Here is a 22,152-nt window from a genome sequence, read left to right on the forward strand (position 1 = left end):
GCCAGACATGGCCTTGATGGACAAACACGCGATCATCGAGAAGAACGCCACGCTGCTTCTCGTCGGATCGTTGCTGGTCGTGACTGTCGGCGGCATCGTCGAGATCGCGCCGCTCTTCTACCTCGACAACACCATCGAGAAGGTCGATGGGATGCGGCCCTATTCACCGCTCGAGCTCGCCGGCCGCAATATCTACGTTCGCGAAGGCTGCTATCTCTGCCACAGCCAGATGATCCGGCCGTTCCGTGACGAGGTCGAGCGCTACGGACACTACAGTCTGGCTGCCGAGTCGATGTACGATCACCCTTTCCAGTGGGGATCCAAGCGCACCGGCCCTGACCTTGCGAGGGTCGGCGACCGCTATTCGAACGACTGGCATGTCCAGCATCTTAGCGATCCGCGCTCTGTCGTGCCGGAATCGATCATGCCGAAATACGCGTTCCTGAAGGACACACCAATTCAGGTGAAGGATTTCTCGACGCATCTGGTCGCGAATGCGCGCGTCGGCGTTCCCTATTCCGATGACATGATCGCCAATGCCAATGCCGATCTCATGGCGCAGGCCGATCCCAGTGCCAACACGTCCGGCCTGGAAAAGCGCTACCCAAAGGCCAAGGTCGGCGACTTCGACGGCAATCCGCAACAGGTCACCGAGATGGATGCCCTTGTGGCCTATCTCCAGATGCTCGGCACACTGGTCGATTTCAAGAATTACGACGAAGCCGCCGGCTACCGCTGAGGAGAACGACCCATGGAGTACAATCTGATGCGGGAATTCGCCGATAGCTGGGGTCTGCTCGCCATGGCGCTCTTTTTTGTCGGATGCATTGCCTTCGCGCTGCGACCGGGCGGTCGCAGCCAAGCCGATGAAGCCGCCCGCATTCCCCTCAAGGATGACTGATCATGAGCTCAGAACACATTGATGACGTGTCGGGCATCCCGACCACCGGCCACGAGTGGGATGGCATCAAGGAACTCAACAACCCGCTGCCTCGCTGGTGGGTGATAACCTTCTACATAACCATCGCCTGGGCGATCGGTTACATGATCGCCTATCCGGCCTGGCCATTGCTGTCGTCGGCGACGAAGGGCGTGCTGGGCTATTCTTCGCGCAACGAGGTCAAGAATGAGCTCGCCGCCGCGGAAGCAGCCAAAGGCGAATTTGTCACCGCGATCCAGGGCAAGTCTGTTTCCGAAATCCTCAGTGACGACGCGTTGCGCGAGTTCGCGATCGCCGCCGGCGCGGCCACGTTCAAGGTCAATTGCGTCCAGTGCCATGGCTCGGGCGCGCAAGGATCGAAGGGCTTTCCGAACCTCAACGACGACGACTGGCTTTGGGGTGGCAAGCCCGACCAGATCCAGCAGACGATCATGCATGGCATCCGCTTCACATCCGACCCGGATACAAGGCAATCGGCGATGCCCGCTTTCGCCGACATCATTACCCCTGACCAGGTCGCCCAGGTCAGCGCCTACGTCGCCAGCCTCTCGGGTAAGATCGGGGATGCGAGCCTGGTGACGCCCGGCGCCAAGGTCTTCGCGGACAATTGCGTGGCCTGTCACGGCGACAACGCCAAGGGCAACAAGGAGTTTGGCGCACCCGACCTGACCGACGCCATCTGGCTCTATGGATCGGGCGAAACAGCCATCGCCGAGCAAGTGCGTGCGCCCAAGCACGGTGTCATGCCTGCGTGGCTTGGTCGCCTGGGCGATACCAAGGTCAAGGAGCTGGCGGTCTACGTGCATTCGCTTGGCGGTGGAGAATAGATGGGGGTCTATTCTCTGGCCCTCACCGTACAGGCGACGAGGCCCGGCCAGCGCCGGGCCTCGATCTGTTTCCAGCCCCCACTTTGACCTGCATCAACGCGGTGCGGTGTGACCTGCGGCTAGAACCTACCAGGCAATGTCGTTGCGCCGGTGGAGAATGCAGGTGTTGGATCAAACGCAGGTCGAACGGCTCGAGGCTGAGGCGGTCAACTCGGCCAAGACGCGACAGCCCCTCTATGCAGCGCGCAAGAAGATATTCCCCAAGCGGGCCTCCGGGCGTTTCCGTCAGTTCAAATGGCTGGTGATGGCCATCACGCTCGGCATCTACTACCTGACCCCCTGGTTGCGTTGGGATCGCGGCGCCTTCGCTCCCCACCAGGCGGTTCTGCTCGATCTGGCCAACCGCCGCTTCTATTTCTTCTTCATCGAGATCTGGCCGCAGGAATTCTACTACGTTGCCGGGCTCCTGATGATGGCAGGCGTCGGCCTTTTCCTTGTCACCTCCACGGTAGGCCGCGCCTGGTGCGGCTATGCCTGCCCACAGACGGTCTGGGTCGACCTGTTCCTGGTTGTCGAGCGCGCCATCGAAGGTGACCGCAACGCCCGCATCAAGCTCGACGCCGCGCCATGGAGCGCGCGCAAACTCATGCTGCGTATATCCAAGCATGCCATCTGGCTGGTGATAGCCGTCGCCACCGGCGGCGCCTGGATATTCTATTTCGCCGACGCGCCAACGCTTGCGCTCGATGTCGCACGTGGCAGCGCCGCGCCGGTCGCCTATGTGACCATTCTTATCCTGACAGCCACCACATACGTCTTTGGCGGGCTCATGCGCGAGCAGGTGTGCACCTATATGTGCCCATGGCCGCGCATCCAGGCCGCCATGTTGGATGAAAACTCGCTGACCGTCACCTACAATGACTGGCGCGGCGAGCCTCGGTCGCGGCATGCCAAGAAGAGCCTCGCCGCCGGACAGTCGGTGGGCGACTGCGTGGACTGCAATGCCTGTGTGGCGGTCTGCCCGATGGGGATCGATATCCGCGACGGCCAGCAGTTGGAGTGCATCACCTGCGCGCTGTGCATCGACGCCTGCGACGGCGTCATGGACAAGCTCGGCCGCGAACGCGGCCTGATCGCCTATGCCACGCTCTCGGACTACAACGCCAACATGTCGCTCGCGACCGCCGGCGGCACCAGGCCGGTGAATCCGGCTCTGGTCCGGACGGCCACGGGTGCGTTCGCCGACGGGCTGGCACGCTTCCACCTGCGCAACATCTTCCGCCTGCGCACATACATCTATCTCGGCACATGGTCGGCGATCGGGCTGGCGCTGGTCTATTCTGTGCTGACGCGCGAGCGCCTCGAGCTCAATGTCCTGCATGACCGCAATCCGCAATTCGTCACTTTGTCGGATGGCTCGATCCGCAACGGCTATACCGTCAAGCTCTTGAACATGATCCCTGAGCCGCGGACGATCGAGGTCAGCTTGCAGGGCCTGCCGGGCGCCGAAATGAACGCCGTCGGTATCGACCTTCCGGCATCCCAGTCCTTTACCACCGTGGCCGACCCTGACCGGTTGAAGATGCTGAAAGTCTTCGTGCGCCAGCCCGCCGGGCAGATCGCGAGCGCCGCACAGACTTTCAAATTCCAGATCAGGGACCAGGGCGGCGTCGAGTCGGCCGAATACACCGCCACATTCAATGCACCGGAGATCGCCAAGTGAGCGCCCAACCGCAGAAAATCCGCGAGTTCACCGGCAAGCACATGCTGTTCACGATCGTCGGTTTCTTTGCCGTCATCATCGCCGTCAACGTCACCATGGCGACGCTGGCAAGCACAAGCTGGACCGGCCTGGTGGTCGAGAACACCTATGTGGCCAGCCAGCAGTTCAACCAGAAAGCCAAGGAGGGACGCGCCCAGGCAGCCCTTGGCTGGACAGCCAAACTGACGATCGCATCGGGCGAAGTCGGCTATTCATTGACCGATGCGACCGGCAAGCCGATCGCCTTGCACGCGGTCAAGGTGCTGTTTCGCCATCCCGCCTATGAGTCAGAGGACAAGGTTGTCGTTCTGACGGCAGGCTCAGGTCAGGAATTCAGTGCGCGGCATACCCCGAAGGACGGTGTCTGGATTGTCGAGATCGATGCCGATGCCGGCCTCGCCGAGCCCTATCGCGACGTTCGCAGGATCATGATTTCGAAGGGAACGATGCTATGAGCTGCTGTGCGCCCGGCGCGGAAATGGCATTGGACTATACCGCTGCCGTCATGCCGTCGAGCGCCGAGATAAAACTGGCAAGCCGAGCGCTCGGTGGCGACCTCCACCAGACTGACCTTTCGGTACCCTCCGTTCATTGCGCGGCTTGCATCCACACGATCGAAACGGCACTCTCCAAGCTCGATCACGTCGAAAGCGCGCGCGTCAATCTGTCGACAAGGCGCGTAACGGTGCGCTGGCACGGCGAGAATGTCCCGCCCTTGTTCGCAGCCCTTGGGCGCTCAGGGTACCCGGCGCATCTTTTTGATCCCGAGGTGCCCGGCAAGGACAAGACGCTATCCGAACTGATCCGCGCGGTCGCGGTCGCCGGTTTTGCCGCTGGCAACACCATGCTGCTGTCGGTTTCGGTCTGGTCGGGCGCCGAGGGCGCGACACGGGATTTGTTTCACTGGGTCTCGGCGCTGATCGCCATCCCTGCCCTGTTCTTTGCCGGTGGAATCTATTTCCGCTCGGCAGCCAATGCCCTTCGTCACGGGCGCATGAACATGGATGTGCCGATCGCGGTCGGCGTTTCGCTGGCTTACGCCATGAGCCTTTACGAGACGATCAACCACGGTGAGCACGCCTACTTTGACGCTTCCGTGTCACTGCTGTTCTTCTTGCTGATAGGCCGCACGCTCGACCACGTCATGCGTGAGCGGGCGCGAACGGCCGTCAACGGCCTTTCGCGGCTCGCACCGCGCGGTGCCGTCGTCCTGAACGGCGAAGGCGGCCGCGAGTATCTGCCCGTCAGCGAGATCGTGCCGCATATGCACCTGCTGATCGCGGCCGGCGAGCGTATCCCGGTTGACGGCACCATTGTCAGCGGCACCTCGGATCTCGACTGCTCTCTGGTTTCCGGTGAGAGCACGCCCAGAACCGTGGGGGCTGGCGCGCCCATCCAGGCCGGCATGCTCAATCTCACCGGTCCCCTCACGATGGAAGCGACCGCCGCCGCGAAGGATTCCTTCCTGGCGGAAATGGTCCGGTTGATGGAAGCCGCCGAAGGCGGTCGGTCGAAGTACCGCAGGATTGCCGACCGGGTCTCGGCCCTCTATGCGCCGGTTGTCCATCTTGCCGCCTTGCTGACATTTCTCGGCTGGATGGCGGCCGCCGGTGACTGGCATCGGGCAATGACGATTGCGATCGCGGTTCTCATCATCACCTGCCCCTGCGCGCTGGGGCTCGCCGTGCCGATCGTGCAGGTCGTCGCGGCGCGGCGCCTGTTCGAAGCCGGTGTGATGGTCAAGGACGGCTCGGCCATGGAGCGTCTGGCCATGGTCGACACCGCGCTGTTCGACAAGACCGGAACGCTGACGCTCGGCCAGCCGAGACTGATCAACGCTTTGTCCATCGACCCGACCATGCTGGCGATCGCGGCCGACATGGCTGCGCATTCCCGCCATCCATTCTCAAAAGCGATAGCCCGCTTTGCGACTTCACCCTCGCAGCTCAGGCTCGAGGCTGTGAGCGAGCACCCGGGCTTCGGCATGGAGGCTGTCGCCGAGGGCAACACCTGGAGGCTTGGCCGCCGCGGCTGGGCCGGCTGGAAGGCGAGGACGGGCGGCGAGGGCAAGGCTGGTGGTTATGGCGGGACAGTCCTGACCAAGAACGGGATGATCGTCGCCACATTCGCGTTCGAGGATGCCGTGCGCGCCGATGCCAAACTGGCCTTGAGCACGCTGCGCGACAGCGGCGTGTCGATCCAGATGCTCTCTGGCGATACCGCCAAGGCCTGCCGCGAAGTCGCCGGTGCTTTGGGCATCGAGGACTACGCCCCTTCTCTCCTGCCCGCCGGCAAGGTCGAATGGGTCGAAGCCCTGACCAGGCAGGGACACAAGGTGCTGATGGTGGGTGATGGCCTGAACGACACGCCGGCGCTTGCGGCAGCTCATGTCTCGATCGCGCCGGCGACGGCCGCCGATGTCGGCCGCAATGTTGCTGACTTCGTCTTCCTGCGCGAGAGCCTTCTCGCCGTGCCGCTCGCCGTCGAAGTCTCGCGCAAGGCCGGGCGACTGATCCGTCAGAACCTTGGTATCGCCATCGTCTACAACGCGATTGCCGTTCCGATCGCCATATCAGGGCATGTGACGCCGCTGATCGCCGCGATCGCCATGTCCGCCTCTTCCTTGCTGGTGATTGGAAACGCCATGCGTCTGCAAGGCTTCTCAAAGGGTGTGTCGTTTGCAGGCCCGTCAAAGGGAGGGCGCGGCGGCGCCGACGCCGCCGCCCGGCCGTCATGACAACGCTCGTCTACCTCATCCCGGTGGCGCTGTTCTTGGGCGCTCTTGGACTTGCCGGCTTTCTGTGGGCCCTGAGAAGCGGTCAGTATGAGGACCTCGATGGCGCCGCGGAGCGGATTCTCCTCGACCGCGACGAGCTGCCTAAGTGACCGGGGTGCCGGCGGAAATGACGCAGATCAATGCTGGCTGTTCCGTTTCATCCGAGAAGGGGTTGGATAGACACCAGGAGGCGGGTATGCGGGCCGAAGCCATAATGACCAAACCGGTCGTGACCGTGGGCCCAGGCGCTTCGATAGCCGATGCGGCCGAACTCATGCTTTCGGGAAAGTTCGGTTGCCTACCGGTGGTCGGTGACGACGGATCCGTGGCAGGTATCCTCAGCGAAGGCGATTTCCTGCGTCGCAAGGAGCTTGGCACCCAGCAGGTTCGCCCACGCTGGCTGGAGCTGGTCGCGGGTCCCGGCAAGATCGCCAAGGACTACGTTCTGGCCAACGGTCGGCGCGTGCACGAGGTGATGACAAGGCAAGTCGTGTCAGCGCCTCCGGAGGCCACGCTTGCCGAAATTGTCGGACTGATGACGGCAAACAACGTCAAGAACATCCCCATCATCCGGGCCGGAAAGCCCGTGGGAATCGTTACGCGGACCGACCTGATGCGCGCGCTGGTTCGCGCCCTGCCGCAATCGGGCGCGACCACCGCTGATGACGAATCCATTCGCAGGAATGTCTTGCAGGAGCTGCGGGGCCAGGCCTGGAGCGGCGGCGACTTGATCGGCGTAAAGGTCGATCACGGCACGGTCGAGCTAAGTGGCGCAATTTTTGACGAGCGTCAGCGCGAAGCGGCCGTGGTGGCGGCCGAGAATGTGGCAGGCGTCAAGGCGGTAAAGGACAGCCTGTTCCGCGCTGGACCATTTTCGGTGTTGCTCATCTCATAGTGGGCGACGCCGCCGAATGGGGATCGCGCCGGCCTCCGCCCCTACACACCACCCTTTCTCAGGTCGCGATCGAAGCAATGAACGGCCGAAGCAGCAGCATTGCGAACGCAACAAGCGCCGCGCCGGCGACCCGGTCTGCCAGTCTTCCGTCGTCGCCAAGCCTGCTGCCAAGCAGCACCCATACCGATCCTGTGGCAGCTGTGATCACCAACAGCACGATCCAGTATATCGCCTGCGCGCGCGGCCCAATATCTGCCGGCACGATCGCCAGACAATAGACAAACGCCTTTGGATTGAGGGCACTCGTGGCGAACACGGAAATTCCGTCAGCCTCACCAGACGGGTCAATCCGGGCACTCATCAGCAGGCGCACGCCAAGGACCGCGAGCCAGAGCGCCGCGATGAGCTTGAGGGGTTCGATGGCCCCGGGCGGCATCAAGGGATGCAGGGAGAACCAGAAGCCGCCCGCGATCCCGTATCCGCATGCCTGTGCCGTCAGCAGCATCAGCGTCCTGTGTCGCTTGATGCCTCCCGCCAGCAAGAGGGCGTTGGTCGGTCCCGGTGCGACAAACAGCACGAAAGCTTCGAGAAGAACGAGTGTTTCCAAACGGCCTGATCCTATGGACGCAGAGTCATCGACTGCAAGAGCAGCGGTTGCGTTGATGCGTGTCAATCCAAAGCGCCAAATGCTTTACGCTCGGGAGCACGGCGGCGCGGATTGCGACCGCTAACGTTTGCCGACGCCCGAAGGCCAATAGCGGCTCGAGGTCTACCGGGTTTTGCTTTGCTCCCAAACGCCCCGGGCCTTCAGGCCATCGGCGACGTCCTTGGGCATGTAACGCTCATCATGCTTGGCCAGCACGCTGTCGGCGATGAAGACGCGATCCGGACCGAAGGTGCCTTCGGTGATGACGCCCTGCCCCTCGCGAAAGAGATCAGGCAGAATGCCGGTACAGGTAACCTTCACCGACCTCTGCTCGTCGGTGACGAAAAAGGCGACGCTGGCGCCTCGCCCGTGCACGATGGTTCCCTTCTCGACAAGACCGCCGAGCCGGATGCGCTGGCCAGGCTGGACGATGGCCGTGGCGAGCTCGGCGGGCATGTAGAAATAGGAAGCCTTCTGGCCAAGCGCGTAGAAGCTGAAACCGGTGGCTGCGCCCAGAAAGGCCAGCCCGGCCGCGATCACCGACAATCGCTTTTGCTTTCGCGTCATCTTTCACTCCGTCGCCGCTACGCCGAGCGCGGCGGCAGCGGTGGTGACCTGTTTTGCTTCATTGCTGCCATCGCCAAAAGCAGCGATGGCCCGCTTTAGCGCGTCGCGCGCCTGCACTGGCTTGCCGAGCACGGCATAGGATCGAATGAGCTGCGTCCAGCCTTGCAGGTCGCGTGGGGACTGCTTCAGCCGGCTATCGAGGCCGGCGACCATGGTTTCAATCATCGCCTGGCGGTCCTGCGGCGGCATCTGCTGCGCCGCTACCATTTGCTGGACGTCGGGACCGTTAGCCTGCGCTTCGGCCGAAACCGACGCCTCACCTCCCTGGCCGAGCGCTTGCTGGACGGCGCCAAGCCAGGGAGAATCGGGTGGCAAGGTCTCAAGCATCTTTTGCCAGGCCGCAGTCGCCTGCGCCTTCTTGCCTTCCTGCGCCAAGCCCATTGCCAGGTAGAAGCTTGCCTTGGCATTCGTCCGCGCCGCATGATTTGTCGGCGTTCCGCCGGAATTCGGCGAGCAAGCCTACACGACTTTCCGGCTTTCTTGACCGCCTGGAGATGCCCGCCTTAGCGATGGTCCGAAACGGACTGCAAGCGCGCGATCAGGCCACTGTTGCGGCAATAGGCAGGAGGATGATCCGCGTGCTGCGTTTCGTCGAGCCATGCCGCACATTCCTCCTGATGGCCGCAAGACCGGCATCTGTCCACGGCACGATTCGAGACGGCAACGTGATCGGCCACGACCTTCAGCTGCCTGTCGACGCCCAGCTTGCGCATCATGCGGTCCATCAAGGCCGTTCTCGCGTCAACCGTGATCAAGTAATCGAGAAGACTCATGTCGTTCGCTCCTTGCCTTCGGTTGTAGCCAATTTGTGGTGTTCGGCATTGATCTGGATCATTTGGCGAGCGCTAAGCTTTCTCCGGACCCGATGCCGGTGCGGCAACCTTTTTTGCTGTCTTCGGCCGGGCGCTGCCACGGCTGCCCTTATCGAACAGCCAACGCTTCGTGAGCTCGGACGCGACGACATAAAGAGCCGTGATCCCCACCAGACCCACGAGCACGGGCAGGGGCAGCGCGACGAAGCCGAACCACGGAGCAAACGGGCTATACGGAACAAGCACGGCTACGACGGCAATGCCGAGCGTAAGGCCGGCAAGCAGGCGGCTCGGGTGGCTCACCCAGAAAGCCTTCTGTGTGCGTACGATCAGCAGGATGGAGAGCTGGGTAAGCAAGGATTCGACAAACCAGGCTGTCTGGAATGTGGTCACGGCGGCGTGCACGATAAGGAGAAGAAAGGCAAAAGTCACAAAGTCGAACAGCGAGCTGACAAGCCCGAAACTTATCATGAACCTGCGCACGAAATGGATGTCCCAATGGCGGGGCCGCCGCAGCTGATCCGCATCGACATTGTCGCCGGCTATGGACAAAGCGGGGATGTCGGAGAGGAAATTGTTGAGCAGGATCTGCTTTGCCAGGAGCGGCAGGAAGGGCAGCACCAGCGAAGCGGCAGCCATGCTGATCATGTTTCCGAAATTGGCGCTGGTTGTGATCGATATGTATTTCATCGTGTTGGCGAAGGTCTTTCGGCCATCGTCGACGCCGCGCACCAGGACAGCGAGATCCCGCTTGAGCAAGATGATGTCGGCGGCTTCACGCGCAACATCGACGGCGGTGTCGACCGAGATGCCAATGTCGGCCTCATGAAGCGCCGGCGCGTCGTTGATGCCGTCGCCGAGATATCCGACGACATGCCCATTTCTGCGGAGCGCTTCGACGATTCGCTCCTTCTGGTTGGGGTCTATCTCAACAAAGAGATCGGTAGCCCCCACGCTGGCGAAAAGACCATTCTTCGTCAGTTTTGACAGGTCCTCGCCGGTCATGATCTTGTCGGCGCGAAGACCCACGGCTTGCGCCAGATGCGCGGCAACGTAGCGGTTGTCGCCGGAGATGACTTTTACCGCGATTCCGCGACGGGCAAGTGCCGAGAGCGTTTCCTTCACGCCCTGTTTCGGTGGATCGAGGAAAAGCAGAAAGCCGGCAAAGCCCAGGGCGCATTCGTCGCTCCTGGTGAACTTCGACTGGCCGACGAAACGCCGGACCGCGAGCGCAAGCACACGGTAGCCCTGCGCGCTCCAACGCCGGAACTTGTCGTCAATCGCAGCCCGTTGCCGATCGTCCAAAGGGCCAAGCTGCCCATCGGCGCCGAGGACGAAGTCGCAAACCTCAAGAATGTTCTGCACAGCGCCTTTGCTGATCAGAAGCCGTTCGGCCTTGTTGTTGAGGACCACGACGGACAGACGCTTGCGAATGAAGTCGTAGGGAATTTCTTCGACCTTGGTGAATGCCGACGGATCGAGGTCTCCAAGCGGAGTGGTTGCGATTGCCTCGTCGAGCGGGTTCTTCAGTCCGGTCTGAAGCGTTGCATTGAGGTGGGCCCACAGCAGGATACTGCCTGACGGGTTGCCTTCGACATCGAGGCATCCGTCGAGATGAATAACGCCCTCGGTCAAGGTTCCTGTCTTGTCCGTGCAAAGAAGGTCCATGCTCCCCAGATTCTCGATGGCGTCGAGACGACGCACGATGACGCCGCCCGCCGCCATGGTCCGAGCCCCTCGGGCAAGTGTTACGCTGATGATTGCAGGCAGCAGTTCCGGCGTAAGCCCGACGGCGAGCGCCAGGGAAAACAGAAGCGATTCAATCAGCGGCCGTCCAAGCATCAGATTGGCGAAGAAGACCACGATGACGATAGCCAGCATGATTTCGGTCATCAGGTAGCCGAACTGCCTGATGCCACGGGCAAAACCGGTTTCTGGGATGCGGCGTTCGAGAGCGCTCGCGATAAGCGCGAACTCGGTGGTCGATCCCGTGGCCACGGCAAGCACCCTCGCCGTGCCGCTACGAACCGAAGTGCCGGTAAAGACGGCGTTGACCCGCTGCGCGATACCTGCCTCGGGGGCGGAGCGTCCCGCCGACTTCATTACCGGGAAGGTCTCACCTGTCAGCACGGCTTCGCTGACATTGAAATCCTGCGATTCCAGAACGACGCCGTCGACCGGGATGAGATTTCCAGCCGAGAGGCTAACGACGTCGCCTGGGACGATATCCTGAGCGTCGATTGAACGTTCAAAGCCATCCCGCAACACGCTGGCCTTGCGGGAAATGCGCTGCTGAAGCGCTTCCATGGCGCGTGATGCACCATACTCTTGCGTAAAGCTCAGGATGCAGCTCGCCAGCACGATCACGCCGATGATCGCGGCTTCATTGCCTTCGCCGACGAAGCCCGACACGGTCGCTGCAAAAATCAGGATGAGAACCAGCGGGCTGCGGAACTGGCCGGCGAAAACAGCCGCGGCCGATCGTCCAGACCGCGACGTCAGCGTATTTCGACCGAATTTTGCCAGCCGGGCCGCCGCGTCCGCACCGGACAGCCCGGACTTGGACGTCTGCAGTTGCTTCACCAATTGCCCTGCATCAAGCGACCAATAGGCATCCGGCAAGCGACGAGCGGGCTGCGTGTCGCCTGCTTCGTATCTCGAGTGTCGCGCCAGATCGATCTTGCCGATCGACATGACAGCCTCAGTACGACATCAGACGATTGATGCCGCTCTCCCGCACAAGCGTCCGGGTCATGCCGCCGAACGCCCATTCCCGCAACCGGCTGTGACCATAGGCGCCAGAGACGACCAGATCCGCGTGGATAGAGCGCGCAAACGCCAGGAGCTGCTCTCCATTCTCCTCGCCCTTGAGGATTTCGGTCCTCGCCAGGATGCCATGATGCTCGAGATAAACCGCGACGTCCGCGAGGCTGTCACGGACACCGTCGTCGGGATTGCCATCGATCGTGACGACCACGACCTCGTCCGCCTTCGACAGAAAGGGCAAGGCATCGGCGACGGCCCTGCGCGCCTCCCTGGTATCCTTCCAGGCGACGAGCACGGTCTTGGCCAGGACATGTTCGAAATTGGTGGCTGCAACGAAGACAGGCCGACCGCAAAAGAGCGCCAGGCTACCGATATCGACGGCGCGGAATACATTTTCGCCCTCCTCTCCGCCGGTCACGATCAGGTCGCAAGCGCGGGCGGCTGTGCTGAGCAGGCGGGTCGGACTGCACACTTGCTGCATCCATTCACTACTGATTGAGGACGGAACCAGCCTCTCGAAGGCGCCGCGCAGTTCGGCAAGCCTCTTCTCGATTTCGGTGCGCTGGATCTGCATGACCTCACCCTCGTAGACCAAGCCCTCGCCGGTCGAGACCAAGGGGGGAACATCCGCCGCCGCAAGGCCGATCAGATGAGCGCCGAAGCGCCCGGCAAGGCCGGCGGCAAGCTTCACGATGGGTGCGGGATCGGCATCCACGGCGAGATTGACGATTATTGACTTGTAGGACATGAGACGCCTCGCGCTTACGATGGTCGGTGCGCCAAACTTTGCATCGGGCGGCCGCCACCGCCTTGATGCGGGTCAAACGACGCTGGCTGGCCTGTTCCACAGGCCATGGCTCTTGGATCGGTTTGCGTGCGACGGGATGGGTGCTACATCAGCCGGCATTGCCGGTTCTCAACTCAAGGGTTGCAAGTGAGCAAGAAGGCGCCGCCAGTCTCATCCGACCGCGATACCGCGCCGCCAGTCCTTTCCGAGGGTAACCGGAAGGAACCGCGCGGGGCCGCGGAACATGAGCTTCTGGCCCTGATGTTCGACCAGGCGCCCGGTTTCATGACCTTGCTGAGCGAACCCGGCCATATCTTCCAGCTGGCCAATGCCGCCTATCAAAGCTTGATCGGCCATCGCCAGGTCATTGGCAAATCGGTGCGCGAGGCCTTGCCCGAGCTTGAGGGTCAGGGCTTCTTCGAACGGCTCGATCAGGTAAGCGAGACTGGTGAGCCCTATGTCGGGCGAGGCATCAAGGTCGTCCTTCGAAATGCGCAAGATGGAACCGCGGAGCAACGCATCCTCGACTTCGTCTACCAGCCCATCAAGGCTGAGGACGGTCACATCACCGCGATCTTCGTCCAGGGCACGGATGTCAGCGACCTTTCCTTCGCCAATGCTGCCCTGCAGTTGCGCGAGGACCATCTGCGCTCAATTCTGGCGACGGTTCCCGACGCAATGGTGGTTATTGACGAGCAGGCGCGTATCCAGTCCTTCAGCACCGCTGCTGAGGCGCTGTTCGGCTATAAGTCAAGCGAAGTCATCGGCGCCAATGTCAGCATCCTCATGCCGTCACCCTATCGGGAGGAGCACGATGAATATTTGCACCGGTATCTGAGTACCGGCGAGCGCCGGATCATTGGTCTGGGCCGAACCGTAACAGGGATGCGCAAGGACGGCTCGACGTTTCCCATGGAACTTGCCGTCGGCGAGATGCACCCGGGGACGGGACGCTTCTTTACCGGCTTCTGCCGCGATCTCACTGAGCGGCACAAAGCGGAGGCCAGAATACAGGAGCAACAGCAGGAGCTGCTTCATATGGCTCGCTTCACCGCGCTGGGCGAGATGGCTTCGACACTGGCCCATGAGATCAACCAGCCTCTGACGGCAATCACCAACTACCTCAAAGGCAGTCGCCGGCTTCTCGAAAAGAGCAAGGACGACAATGCCGACATGCTGCGAGAGGCCGTGGAACGGGCTGCCGAGCAGGCCTTGCGCGCCGGAGACGTCATCCGGCACCTGCGGGATTTCGTCGCCAGAGGCGAAAGCGAGCGTCAGGTCGAGCGTTTGACGACAATTATCGAGGAAGCCTCGTCCCTTGCCCTGGTGGGTGCCAGGGAAGCCGACGTGCGCGTCAGCTATGAGCTCGACCCGGCAGCAGAACTTGTCTTGACCGACCGTATCCAGATCCAGCAGGTTCTGCTCAACCTGATGCGCAACGCGGTGGAAGCCATGCAGGGAGCGCCCCGTCGTGAATTGCGAGTGGTCACCAAGACACGCGCCGACGGTATGGCGGAGGTCAGCGTGAAAGACACGGGACCGGGCCTGGCACCTGAGGTTTCGTCACAGCTCTTCCAACCGTTTGTCACCACCAAGAAACAGGGCATGGGCGTGGGCCTGTCCATTTGCCGCACTATCGTCGAATCGCATGGCGGTCATATCTGGGCAGAGGCAATGCCTGGGGGTGGAACCGCGTTCCGGTTCACCCTGCGCATTGTCGAGAAGGACGAGGTCGCTCATGACAGGCAATGAAGTCGTGCACGTGGTCGACGACGACGTCGATGTTCGTAAGTCGCTGGGATTTCTTCTCGCTACGGCCGACTTTGCCGTGCGCCTGCACGAGTCGGCCACAGCCTTCTTGGCCACAGCGACGAAGGATATCGAAGGCTGCATCCTTACCGACGTGCGCATGCCAGGCATCGATGGCATCGAATTTCTGCGACAGCTGAGAGCGCGCGGACATACTGTCCCTGTGATCGTCATGACGGGTCACGCCGATGTTGCGCTGGCTGTCCAGGCGATGAAGGAGGGAGCCGCCGATTTCATCGAGAAGCCATTCGATGATCAGATCCTGATCGACGCAATCCGCCTGGCTCTGGACAATCGCAGCCAGGCGGCTGTCGCCCACCCGCAAGCCTCGGAGATCCATAAGAGCCTGTCCAGCCTTTCGGAGCGCGAGCGGCAGGTGCTTGACGGTCTGGTCTCGGGCCTGCCGAACAAGACAATCGCCTACGACCTTGGGATAAGCCCGCGCACGGTCGAAATCCATCGTGCGAATGTCATGAGCAAAATGGGCGCCGGCAGCCTTTCGCATCTGGTGCGGATGGCGTTGATTGCCGATTCCAAACATTAAGATGAGGCAGGTCGGGGATCCGCCTGCCTGTTGCCTGGCTCCCAGTCGCGCCAATGGGTCGGACGGATGTCGACGCGAGCGCCAGTCGTGGCGTCTTTCCAACCCTCCCGTCCTTTCTCACACGGAAATACGAGAGTGTGCGGGCCGTCTTCATCGATGACGGCCAGTTCGAGGCTGCGGCCATATGGGGCGCTTGCGATCGGATTCCACATCGCGGCATTGTGACCGAATGGCTTTTGCCACGCTTTGATTTGAATCATTTTTTCGGCCGTCAAATGCCGTCCAGGGCGCTATAGCCGCCGTCGACCAGGTGATAGCTGCCTGTGATGAAGCCGGCATTGCTCGACAGCAGGAAACAGGTCAGCGCCGAAACTTCCTTTGGCGTTCCCAGGCGGCCAGCCGGGTGCAGGCTTGAGAGCTGTCCGATCGCTTTATCGTCCAGATTCTTCGCCAGCAGCGGAGTGTCTATACCCGAGCCAGCGCCGGTCACGATTGCGGTTCTTCCTGAAAATTCCTTCATGGGCTGGCTCCATCAATCAGAGCCGAACTCCTAGCGCCTCCTGAAACGCTGGCGTTGATTGACGTCAAACAGCGCGACGAAACCGCCGGCCCATCTTTGATCGTGATCAAAGACCTCGCTCGGATTGCGAATACCGTTGCGACTCGGACAGCGCTTGTGACCAAGCCGCAGCAAAAGGATAGTTTTCCATGCAAACGCAACATGCCGTCGCCTGGTTGGACCATTGCGAGGCGAAGGTTTTCTTTTTTGATCGCGAGGGCTTTGAGAGCGTAGAGCTCTCCGCCACGCTGACACATCACCAGACCCACAACAAGGCAGGAACTGTCGATGGCAAACGCGCCCCTGAAAACCAGGCTTTCTACCGCAACATTGTCCTTGCCCTGCAATCGGCGAAGGAGTGGCTGATCCTCGGGCCCGGGTCAGCAAAGGACGAATTGGCAAAACATGTTCGCGCTCACTTCCCACAGTTGGAAAATCGGATCATCGGCGTCAAAACCGCCGATCACCCGACGGAAGCCCAGATCGTGAAGTATGCGCGGCTGTTCTTCAGGGCCGCCGATCGCATGTTGTCCGGGATGCGACTGGATTGAAGCGATGGCTCTCAGAACGGTCCTGGTCCAACTGGAGATCGATGCCGCCACCAGACCCATCGTGTCGGCGGCATGGGATCTTGCTCGAAGACATGGGGCCGACCTTATCGGCTTTTGTGCCGCCGAGCCCCATCTTGTCTTGCCGACCGGCACCGATGACGGGGCGGTCTCAAAGGCGATGTGGTCTCAGGTTGAAGACATAGAGGCGCGCCTTGATGACTTGAAAGTGGAATTCTTCACTGCCGTGGGGGGCGACAATCGCGCTTCGTGGCGCGGAGAGATCGGGAATCCGACCCTTCAGCTTGCGCTCAATGCACGCGCTGCCGATCTGATTGTCCTGGGCGCGCCGGCACGTGGCATCTTGCCTGATCGCCGCCGCGCCGTTGATCCCGGCAGTCTCATCCTAACGGCGGGACGTCCGCTTCTCGTTGCTTCCGATAAGCCGGGGCCGATCAAAGCGGAAACAATTTTGATTGCGTGGAACGACACGCGCGAGGCCAGACGCGCGGTGGTCGACGCGCTGCCCTTGCTCGTTGAAGCGCGCGATGTGGTCATTGCAACCGTCCACGATGGAGAGTTGCCACCTTGCGAGAACGTAGCCGACGTCAAGCTCTTCCTGGGACGCCACGGCGTCAAAGCCCGCTCGGAGCTATTGGAAAAGCGCCTTGGCGAGCCTTCGGAAGCGCTCCTTCAATTGGCCAGCAATATTGACGCCGATCTCATCGTGCTGGGTGGCTATGGCCACAGCCGTGTGCGGGAAAGGACGTTCGGCGGCATGACGCATTCAGTGCTGAAGGCGCGGTCCTTCCACAGGCTGATCTCCAACTGAGATAGGCCGCGTTGGTCAGTGACTTAAATTTACACCTCAAGCCGTCGATCGTTTCCATATACGTTTGATCTGACCGCCTTCAATCCGATTGGTCGTGAGAATCTCCGGGTTTCGGAGGTTGCACGGTTTTGGCGTTCTTTTCGGCCTCGCGCTCCGCTGCCTCCAGTTTTTGCCTCTCAAGGACCAACAAGCGTTCGATGGTCTGCCGCTTTTCGGGATCTGTTTCCCTGGCCAGCAAATCCTCGAAATGGGCAATATTGGAGCGCGCAACGAACCGGTCCACGACAAACCCTCAATGTCGAGGTGGGTCCTCAACTGGACGGACCCTACTCCCAATACGCCGATCGCAAAAGCGTGTGCGAGCAAAACCGGCCCGATTGGGACACCATGTCGATCGCGTCAATTGACCTGGCGCAATGCGCGCCTGGCCGCCAGGCGCGAAGGTCAGGCTGCGAGCCTCGACAGTGTGTCGCGGCCATTTCGCCCTGCGGGAGACTGTGACATGAACTACCAGCGGTTCTTCGAAGAAGCGATCGACCAGCTCCATGCGGAGCGTCGCTATCGTGTCTTCGCCGACCTCGAGCGCATCGCGGGCAAGTTTCCGCGCGCCATATGGCGTTCCAACGGCCGCGCCGAGGAAATCACCGTCTGGTGCTCCAACGACTATCTCGGCATGGGCCAGCACCCCGACGTCATCGCCGCGTTCCAGGACGCGGCCGGCAAGATGGGGTCGGGCGCCGGCGGCACCCGCAACATCTCCGGCACCTCCAACCCCCTGGTGGAACTCGAGCATGAGCTTGCCGACCTGCACGGCAAGGACGCGGCCCTGGTCTTCACCTCCGGCTTCGTCTCCAACGAAGCCTCGATCTCGACCATCGCGCGGCTCTTGCCCAATTGCCTGATCATCTCGGACGAACTGAACCATGCCTCGATGATCGAAGGCGTGCGCCGCTCGGGCGCCGAGAAGAAGATCTTCCGGCACAATGACGTCGCGCATCTGGAAAGCCTGCTTCAGGCGGCGGGCCGCGAACGCGCCAAGCTGATCGTGTTCGAAAGCGTCTATTCGATGGATGGCGACATCGCGCCGATCCGGGAGATCGTCGAGCTCGCCGAGCGCTACAATGCCATGACCTATATCGACGAGGTCCATGCTGTGGGCATGTACGGGCCGCGCGGCGGCGGCATCACCGAGCGCGAGGGCCTGGCCGACCGCATCGACATCATCGAAGGCACGCTCGCCAAGGCGTTCGGCACGCTGGGCGGCTACATCACCGGCACCAGTGCGGTGATCGACGCGGTGCGCTCCTATGCGCCGGGCTTCATCTTCACCACGGCGCTGCCGCCGGCGATCGCCGCCGCGGCCACCACCTCGATCCGCCATCTCAAGAACTCTCAGGCCGAGCGTGACGCCCAGCAGCAGCAGGCAGCGCGCACCAAGCAGATCCTGTCTGCGGCCGGCCTGCCGGTGATGGAGTCTCCGACCCACATCGTGCCGGTGCTGGTTGGCGACCCGGAACTCTGCAAGATGGCCAGCGACCGCCTGCTCGGCGTGCACGGCATCTACATCCAGCCGATCAACTACCCGACCGTGCCGCGCGGCACCGAACGCCTGCGCATCACGCCGACGCCATTCCATTCCGACACGCTGATCGCGGGACTGCAGGACGCGCTGGTCGAGACCTGGGATGCGCTCGGCATCCCCTACGGCTCCGCAGGACGGCCCGCCGTGGCCAAGAGCGATCGGATCGTTCCGCTCCTGGTGGCGAAAGCAGGCGGCTGAAACCGACCCCGATGCTTCCGCAGCCTGGCAGCGGCGAGGGAATTGGAACGTTCTTCGGAGGAATTTGATCCGGCTCAATGCTCAACGCTTCCCGGCGCCCAAGAATGGATATCAGATCTCCGAGGAGCAACGCCATGGGTCATTGTTCTCACACGTCCTTCGCCGACTTCACGCACGCCGGCCAGCAGGCGCAGCAATGGGTCAAGGAACTTGCCAAGGACCTGTGCTGGAGCGAACCGAGCGCGTGCCGCCTCCTGAGATCCGTTCTGCACACGCTGCGGGACTGGCTATCGCAAGCGGAAATGGCCGATCTCGCGGCGCAATTGCCTGTCTTGGTACGCGGCATCTATTTCGAAGGTTGGAACCCATCGGCGCCGGCCCGAGAGCACAGGAAGCGCGACTTTGTCCTCAGCGTCAGAAACAGTTTCGGCTATGATGAGGAGATAGATTTCGACCTCGCTATCAACGCGGTGTTCAAGCTTCTGGACCGCCATATTTCGCATGGCGAGATCGTGCAGGTCAGAAACTCGATGAAGAAATCGCTGCGAAAACTGTGGCCAGTGGATTGAGCGATGTTCCGCGACCGTCAAGAGGCTGGAATGAAGCTCGGCGTTGAGCTGGGAAACCTTCAACTGCATCAGCCTGTTGTGCTGGCGTTGCCGCGTGGCGGCGTGCCTGTCGCGGCGGAAGTGGCCAAGGCTCTCAATGCGCCTCTTGACGTACTTATCGTCCGTAAGGTCGGCGCGCCCGGCAATCCCGAGTTGGCTGTTGCCGCAATCGTCGATGGCGACCCTGGGGAGGTCGTGTTGAACCGGGAAATTGTCGAGACCTACTCGCTCGACGAAGGCGAACTCCGTGTCCTGATTGCAAACGAGCGTCCAGAACTCGAACGCCGGCGCGTTGCCTATCGAGGCAAGACCAGACCAATCTCGATCGCGGGAAAGACCGCGATCATCGTCGATGACGGGGCCGCGACCGGTACGACCATGAAAATCGCGATCCGCGCCCTCAAGCGTCGGTCACCACGGGAGATCATCGTGGCAATTCCTGTCTCACCACAGCAGACACTCTACGAACTGGCACAGGAAGCGGACCGTGTGGTCTGCCTTAGCCAACCAGGACAGTTTCGCGCCTTGGGGCACCACTATCTGCGGTTCCCGCAGCTTTCTGACAACGACGTTGTCTGCGCCATGGATGAGGCTGCCCAGCGCTACAAGACCAGCCAGCGGCACGTTGCCGGCCACAGTTCAAAAGCCGAGAAAAACAGGAGATCGCACTGATGCTGATCCGCACGCTTTCTGCCTTGGAGTGTACCAAACTGCTGACAGCCAATCGTGTTGGCCGCCTCGCATGCGCAAAGGACGGGCAACCATACGTGGTACCCCTCTATTACGCTCATTCGGATGCTCATCTTTACGCGTTTTCAATGCCGGGAAAAAAGATCGAATGGATGCGGGCCAATCCGCTGGTGTCCGTCCAGGTTGACGAACACGGCCAAGGGCGAGGATGGAGAAGCGTCGTGGTTGATGGCCGATACGAAGAACTGCCTGACCGGATCGGCCACAAGCTTGAGCGAGATCATGCCTGGTCGGTCTTGAGCAAGCACTCCGACTGGTGGGAACCTGGCGCGCTCAAGCCCATCGTTCCTCCCACAGCCGACAGTGCACCGCACGTTTTCTTTCGGATCCTGATCCAGCAGGTATCCGGACGAGAGGCGAGCGAGTAGTCATCCCATCAAGTCTTGCGAGAAATGAAAAAGGGCCGGCGCACGATGTGCACTGGCCCTTTCTCCTCCCGTTGATTTGCTATCGCGCCATCAAGACCGGCAGCGATTGACGCTCAAGCATCGACTTGGTGACACCGCCGAACATGCGCTCGCGCAAGCGGGAATGACCATAGGCGCCCATCACCATCAGTTCAGCCGCAACGTCACCGGCATGCTGGCGAAGCACGTCGGCGACCGAATGGCTCGAGCTTGAGAGCCGTTCGACAACGACCTTCACACCATGCCGGGCAAGATAGGTCGCGGCGTCAGCTCCCGGCTCCGCACCATGATGGAATTCGTCCTCGATCGGGTCGACCATGACGAGGTGAACCTGTTCTGCGCCTTTCAGCATGTCGAGCGCCTCGCGAACGGCGCGCGATGACTCAAGGCGAGCGTCCCATGCAACAAGGATGCGTTTCGGCTTCAGCGTCGGGCGCGAACCCTCGGGGACGAGCAGAATGGGTTTTCCCGACGAGAACAGCGCGCCCTGGATGACTTTGTCCCTCAGCGCAGGGCTTGCCCGCAGACCCGGCCCGATAATGGTCAGATCGGCGTAGCGGGCACGCCTTCCGATGACGTCGTCCGCCCATCCTGTGTCGGGGTAGTCGTCGCACATATCGGCCGATAGGGCGCTCTTGGAGAGAAACTCGGCGACATCAGAAATTCGTTTCTCCAACCTTCTGAGTTCGGCCTGACGTTCCTCGAGCCAAGCTGGTGAGACAACAGCAGCATACTCACCGCCCGATGGAGGGGCGGCAAGCTCGAGAACGAGCACGGAAAGGTGCGCATCGATCTGCTCAGACAGCTCAGCGGCGAGCTTGAGATCGCCCTTGCCCTGGTTCGGTCCGGTAACCGTAAGCAGCGTTCTGAAAGTCACAGCGGCAACTCCTCATTTCGGGTGAAGGTTCAGTCGTGATGTCAGTCACTAACAACGATGCGACGTGGTTTCATTGCGCTCAGTCAAACGCCGTGACTGGCGCTGCATTTGATCCGCATCAACGTGCGGGCAGACCAGCGCAGTAGAGTTCAGTCGATCAATCGAGGAAACGTTGATGAGGTTCCTGGTCGTGTCGGCACTCGCAAGCTTGGCCTTCAACGCGGCTGTCGCCCAGGAACTCGGCAATGGCAAGGCGGAATACATGAACTCATGCGCCGTCTGCCATGGCCCCGAAGGCAAGGGCGATGGCCCGTTGGGCGACGAGTTGTTGAAGCGGCCGAGCGATCTGACGCGCCTCTCCAGACGGAATGGCGGCGAGTTTCCGTATTGGCGCGTCTTTGCCGTGATCGACGGCCGCGGCACGGTGCCGGCGCATGGCGAGCGCGACATGCCGGTGTGGGGCAGCCAGTTCCTGCCCGGCGACGTGAAGAGATATGGCCCGAACGCCGGCGAAATCGTCACCAGGGAGCGGATTCATGATCTGGCCGGTTATGTCGAGACGCTGCAGCAATGAGCGCGGATGGCGCGAACAAGACACAT

At 61.6% G+C, this 22,152-nt stretch carries 25 protein-coding genes and 1 pseudogene; 17 read left to right on the plus strand and 9 right to left on the minus strand.

Annotated features, from left to right (window positions below):
• Positions 1–7: 7 nt before the first annotated feature.
• The 8 genes from ccoO to JG746_RS30025 all read left to right on the plus strand — a co-directional run bounded on the left by ccoO (position 8) and on the right by JG746_RS30025 (position 7,200).
• A complete protein-coding gene (ccoO, locus tag JG746_RS29990) occupies positions 8–739 on the plus strand; it encodes a cytochrome-c oxidase, cbb3-type subunit II (protein WP_202356021.1) in 732 nt (243 codons plus the stop codon).
• 12 nt (positions 740–751) lie between these two features.
• Positions 752–901: a cbb3-type cytochrome c oxidase subunit 3 gene (locus JG746_RS29995; protein ID WP_202356022.1), complete on the plus strand. Its 150-nt coding sequence runs from the start codon at positions 752–754 to the stop codon at positions 899–901.
• A 2-nt stretch (positions 902–903) separates the two neighbouring features.
• Positions 904–1,767, plus strand: a complete 864-nt coding sequence (ccoP, locus tag JG746_RS30000; protein ID WP_202356023.1) for a cytochrome-c oxidase, cbb3-type subunit III — start codon at positions 904–906, stop codon at positions 1,765–1,767.
• Positions 1,768–1,924: 157 nt separating this feature from the next.
• Complete coding sequence (gene ccoG, locus JG746_RS30005) at positions 1,925–3,490, plus strand: cytochrome c oxidase accessory protein CcoG (protein WP_446721124.1); 1,566 nt, start codon at positions 1,925–1,927, stop codon at positions 3,488–3,490.
• Positions 3,487–3,984 (plus strand): FixH family protein, encoded by a 498-nt coding sequence (locus tag JG746_RS30010; protein WP_202356025.1) that lies wholly within the window; start codon positions 3,487–3,489, stop codon positions 3,982–3,984. The genes ccoG and JG746_RS30010 overlap by 4 nt, the downstream gene beginning before the upstream one ends.
• Positions 3,981–6,266: a cation-translocating P-type ATPase gene (locus JG746_RS30015; RefSeq protein WP_202356026.1), complete on the plus strand. Its 2,286-nt coding sequence runs from the start codon at positions 3,981–3,983 to the stop codon at positions 6,264–6,266. Before JG746_RS30010 ends, JG746_RS30015 begins: the two co-directional genes overlap by 4 nt.
• Entirely contained in the window at positions 6,263–6,415 is a 153-nt protein-coding gene (gene ccoS / locus JG746_RS30020; RefSeq protein WP_202356027.1) for a cbb3-type cytochrome oxidase assembly protein CcoS, read from the plus strand. Before JG746_RS30015 ends, ccoS begins: the two co-directional genes overlap by 4 nt.
• A gap of 17 nt (positions 6,416–6,432) precedes the next feature.
• A complete protein-coding gene (locus tag JG746_RS30025; RefSeq protein ID WP_342216519.1) occupies positions 6,433–7,200 on the plus strand; it encodes a CBS domain-containing protein in 768 nt (255 codons plus the stop codon).
• Positions 7,201–7,258: 58 nt separating this feature from the next.
• Here the strand turns inward: JG746_RS30025 and JG746_RS30030 are convergent, their stop codons facing one another.
• The 6 genes and pseudogenes from JG746_RS30030 to JG746_RS30055 all read right to left on the minus strand — a co-directional run bounded on the left by JG746_RS30030 (position 7,259) and on the right by JG746_RS30055 (position 12,799).
• Positions 7,259–7,807 carry a hypothetical protein gene (locus JG746_RS30030; protein ID WP_202356028.1) on the minus strand — a complete coding sequence of 183 codons (549 nt, stop codon included), beginning with the start codon at positions 7,805–7,807 and terminating at the stop codon, positions 7,259–7,261.
• 162 nt (positions 7,808–7,969) lie between these two features.
• Entirely contained in the window at positions 7,970–8,413 is a 444-nt protein-coding gene (ccmE, locus tag JG746_RS30035; protein ID WP_202356029.1) for a cytochrome c maturation protein CcmE, read from the minus strand.
• A 3-nt stretch (positions 8,414–8,416) separates the two neighbouring features.
• Positions 8,417–8,881 (minus strand): annotated as a pseudogene (locus JG746_RS30040) (c-type cytochrome biogenesis protein CcmI); the annotation flags it as partial.
• Positions 8,882–8,976: 95 nt separating this feature from the next.
• Positions 8,977–9,246 carry a DUF6455 family protein gene (locus JG746_RS30045; RefSeq protein ID WP_202356031.1) on the minus strand — a complete coding sequence of 90 codons (270 nt, stop codon included), beginning with the start codon at positions 9,244–9,246 and terminating at the stop codon, positions 8,977–8,979.
• Positions 9,247–9,318: 72 nt separating this feature from the next.
• The gene (mgtA, locus tag JG746_RS30050) at positions 9,319–11,979 is read right to left on the minus strand and encodes a magnesium-translocating P-type ATPase (RefSeq protein WP_202356032.1); all 2,661 of its coding nucleotides are present in this window, start codon (positions 11,977–11,979) and stop codon (positions 9,319–9,321) included.
• 7 nt (positions 11,980–11,986) lie between these two features.
• On the minus strand, positions 11,987–12,799 hold the full coding sequence (locus JG746_RS30055) for a universal stress protein (protein ID WP_202356033.1): 813 nt from the start codon (positions 12,797–12,799) through the stop codon (positions 11,987–11,989).
• Positions 12,800–13,099: 300 nt separating this feature from the next.
• Here JG746_RS30055 and JG746_RS30060 point away from each other — a divergent pair, with 300 nt between their 5' ends.
• Positions 13,100–14,590, plus strand: a complete 1,491-nt coding sequence (locus JG746_RS30060) for a PAS domain-containing sensor histidine kinase (RefSeq protein WP_202359534.1) — start codon at positions 13,100–13,102, stop codon at positions 14,588–14,590.
• Complete coding sequence (gene fixJ, locus JG746_RS30065) at positions 14,577–15,191, plus strand: response regulator FixJ (protein WP_202356034.1); 615 nt, start codon at positions 14,577–14,579, stop codon at positions 15,189–15,191. Before JG746_RS30060 ends, fixJ begins: the two co-directional genes overlap by 14 nt.
• 271 nt (positions 15,192–15,462) lie before the next feature.
• On the opposite strand, the gene JG746_RS30070 is transcribed toward fixJ, so the two are convergent.
• A complete protein-coding gene (locus tag JG746_RS30070) occupies positions 15,463–15,711 on the minus strand; it encodes an SDR family oxidoreductase (RefSeq protein ID WP_244730547.1) in 249 nt (82 codons plus the stop codon).
• A gap of 188 nt (positions 15,712–15,899) precedes the next feature.
• Here JG746_RS30070 and JG746_RS30075 point away from each other — a divergent pair, with 188 nt between their 5' ends.
• A complete protein-coding gene (locus JG746_RS30075) occupies positions 15,900–16,301 on the plus strand; it encodes a translational machinery protein (protein ID WP_202356035.1) in 402 nt (133 codons plus the stop codon).
• Between the two features lie 4 nt (positions 16,302–16,305).
• Positions 16,306–17,130, plus strand: coding sequence for a universal stress protein (locus JG746_RS30080; RefSeq protein ID WP_202356036.1), 825 nt, complete (start codon positions 16,306–16,308; stop codon positions 17,128–17,130).
• 79 nt (positions 17,131–17,209) lie between these two features.
• Here JG746_RS30080 and JG746_RS30085 read toward each other — a convergent pair whose 3' ends face one another.
• A complete protein-coding gene (locus tag JG746_RS30085) occupies positions 17,210–17,413 on the minus strand; it encodes a hypothetical protein (protein ID WP_202356037.1) in 204 nt (67 codons plus the stop codon).
• 219 nt (positions 17,414–17,632) lie between these two features.
• On the opposite strand from JG746_RS30085, the gene hemA reads away from it, so the two are divergent.
• The 4 genes from hemA to JG746_RS30105 all read left to right on the plus strand — a co-directional run bounded on the left by hemA (position 17,633) and on the right by JG746_RS30105 (position 20,636).
• Positions 17,633–18,910, plus strand: coding sequence for a 5-aminolevulinate synthase (gene hemA / locus JG746_RS30090; RefSeq protein WP_202356038.1), 1,278 nt, complete (start codon positions 17,633–17,635; stop codon positions 18,908–18,910).
• A 134-nt stretch (positions 18,911–19,044) separates the two neighbouring features.
• Positions 19,045–19,479: a DUF2267 domain-containing protein gene (locus JG746_RS30095; protein WP_202356039.1), complete on the plus strand. Its 435-nt coding sequence runs from the start codon at positions 19,045–19,047 to the stop codon at positions 19,477–19,479.
• Between the two features lie 3 nt (positions 19,480–19,482).
• Positions 19,483–20,190: a phosphoribosyltransferase gene (locus tag JG746_RS30100; protein ID WP_202356040.1), complete on the plus strand. Its 708-nt coding sequence runs from the start codon at positions 19,483–19,485 to the stop codon at positions 20,188–20,190.
• Positions 20,190–20,636 carry a pyridoxamine 5'-phosphate oxidase family protein gene (locus JG746_RS30105; protein ID WP_202356041.1) on the plus strand — a complete coding sequence of 149 codons (447 nt, stop codon included), beginning with the start codon at positions 20,190–20,192 and terminating at the stop codon, positions 20,634–20,636. The genes JG746_RS30100 and JG746_RS30105 overlap by 1 nt, the downstream gene beginning before the upstream one ends.
• Before the next feature lie 79 nt (positions 20,637–20,715).
• Here the strand turns inward: JG746_RS30105 and JG746_RS30110 are convergent, their stop codons facing one another.
• Positions 20,716–21,552 (minus strand): universal stress protein, encoded by an 837-nt coding sequence (locus tag JG746_RS30110; protein WP_202356042.1) that lies wholly within the window; start codon positions 21,550–21,552, stop codon positions 20,716–20,718.
• A 175-nt stretch (positions 21,553–21,727) separates the two neighbouring features.
• Here JG746_RS30110 and JG746_RS30115 point away from each other — a divergent pair, with 175 nt between their 5' ends.
• Positions 21,728–22,126: a c-type cytochrome gene (locus JG746_RS30115; RefSeq protein ID WP_202356043.1), complete on the plus strand. Its 399-nt coding sequence runs from the start codon at positions 21,728–21,730 to the stop codon at positions 22,124–22,126.
• The last annotated feature ends 26 nt before the right edge of the window (positions 22,127–22,152 follow it).

This window comes from Mesorhizobium sp. 113-3-3, from assembly GCF_016756495.1.
Lineage (GTDB): Bacteria > Pseudomonadota > Alphaproteobacteria > Rhizobiales > Rhizobiaceae > Mesorhizobium.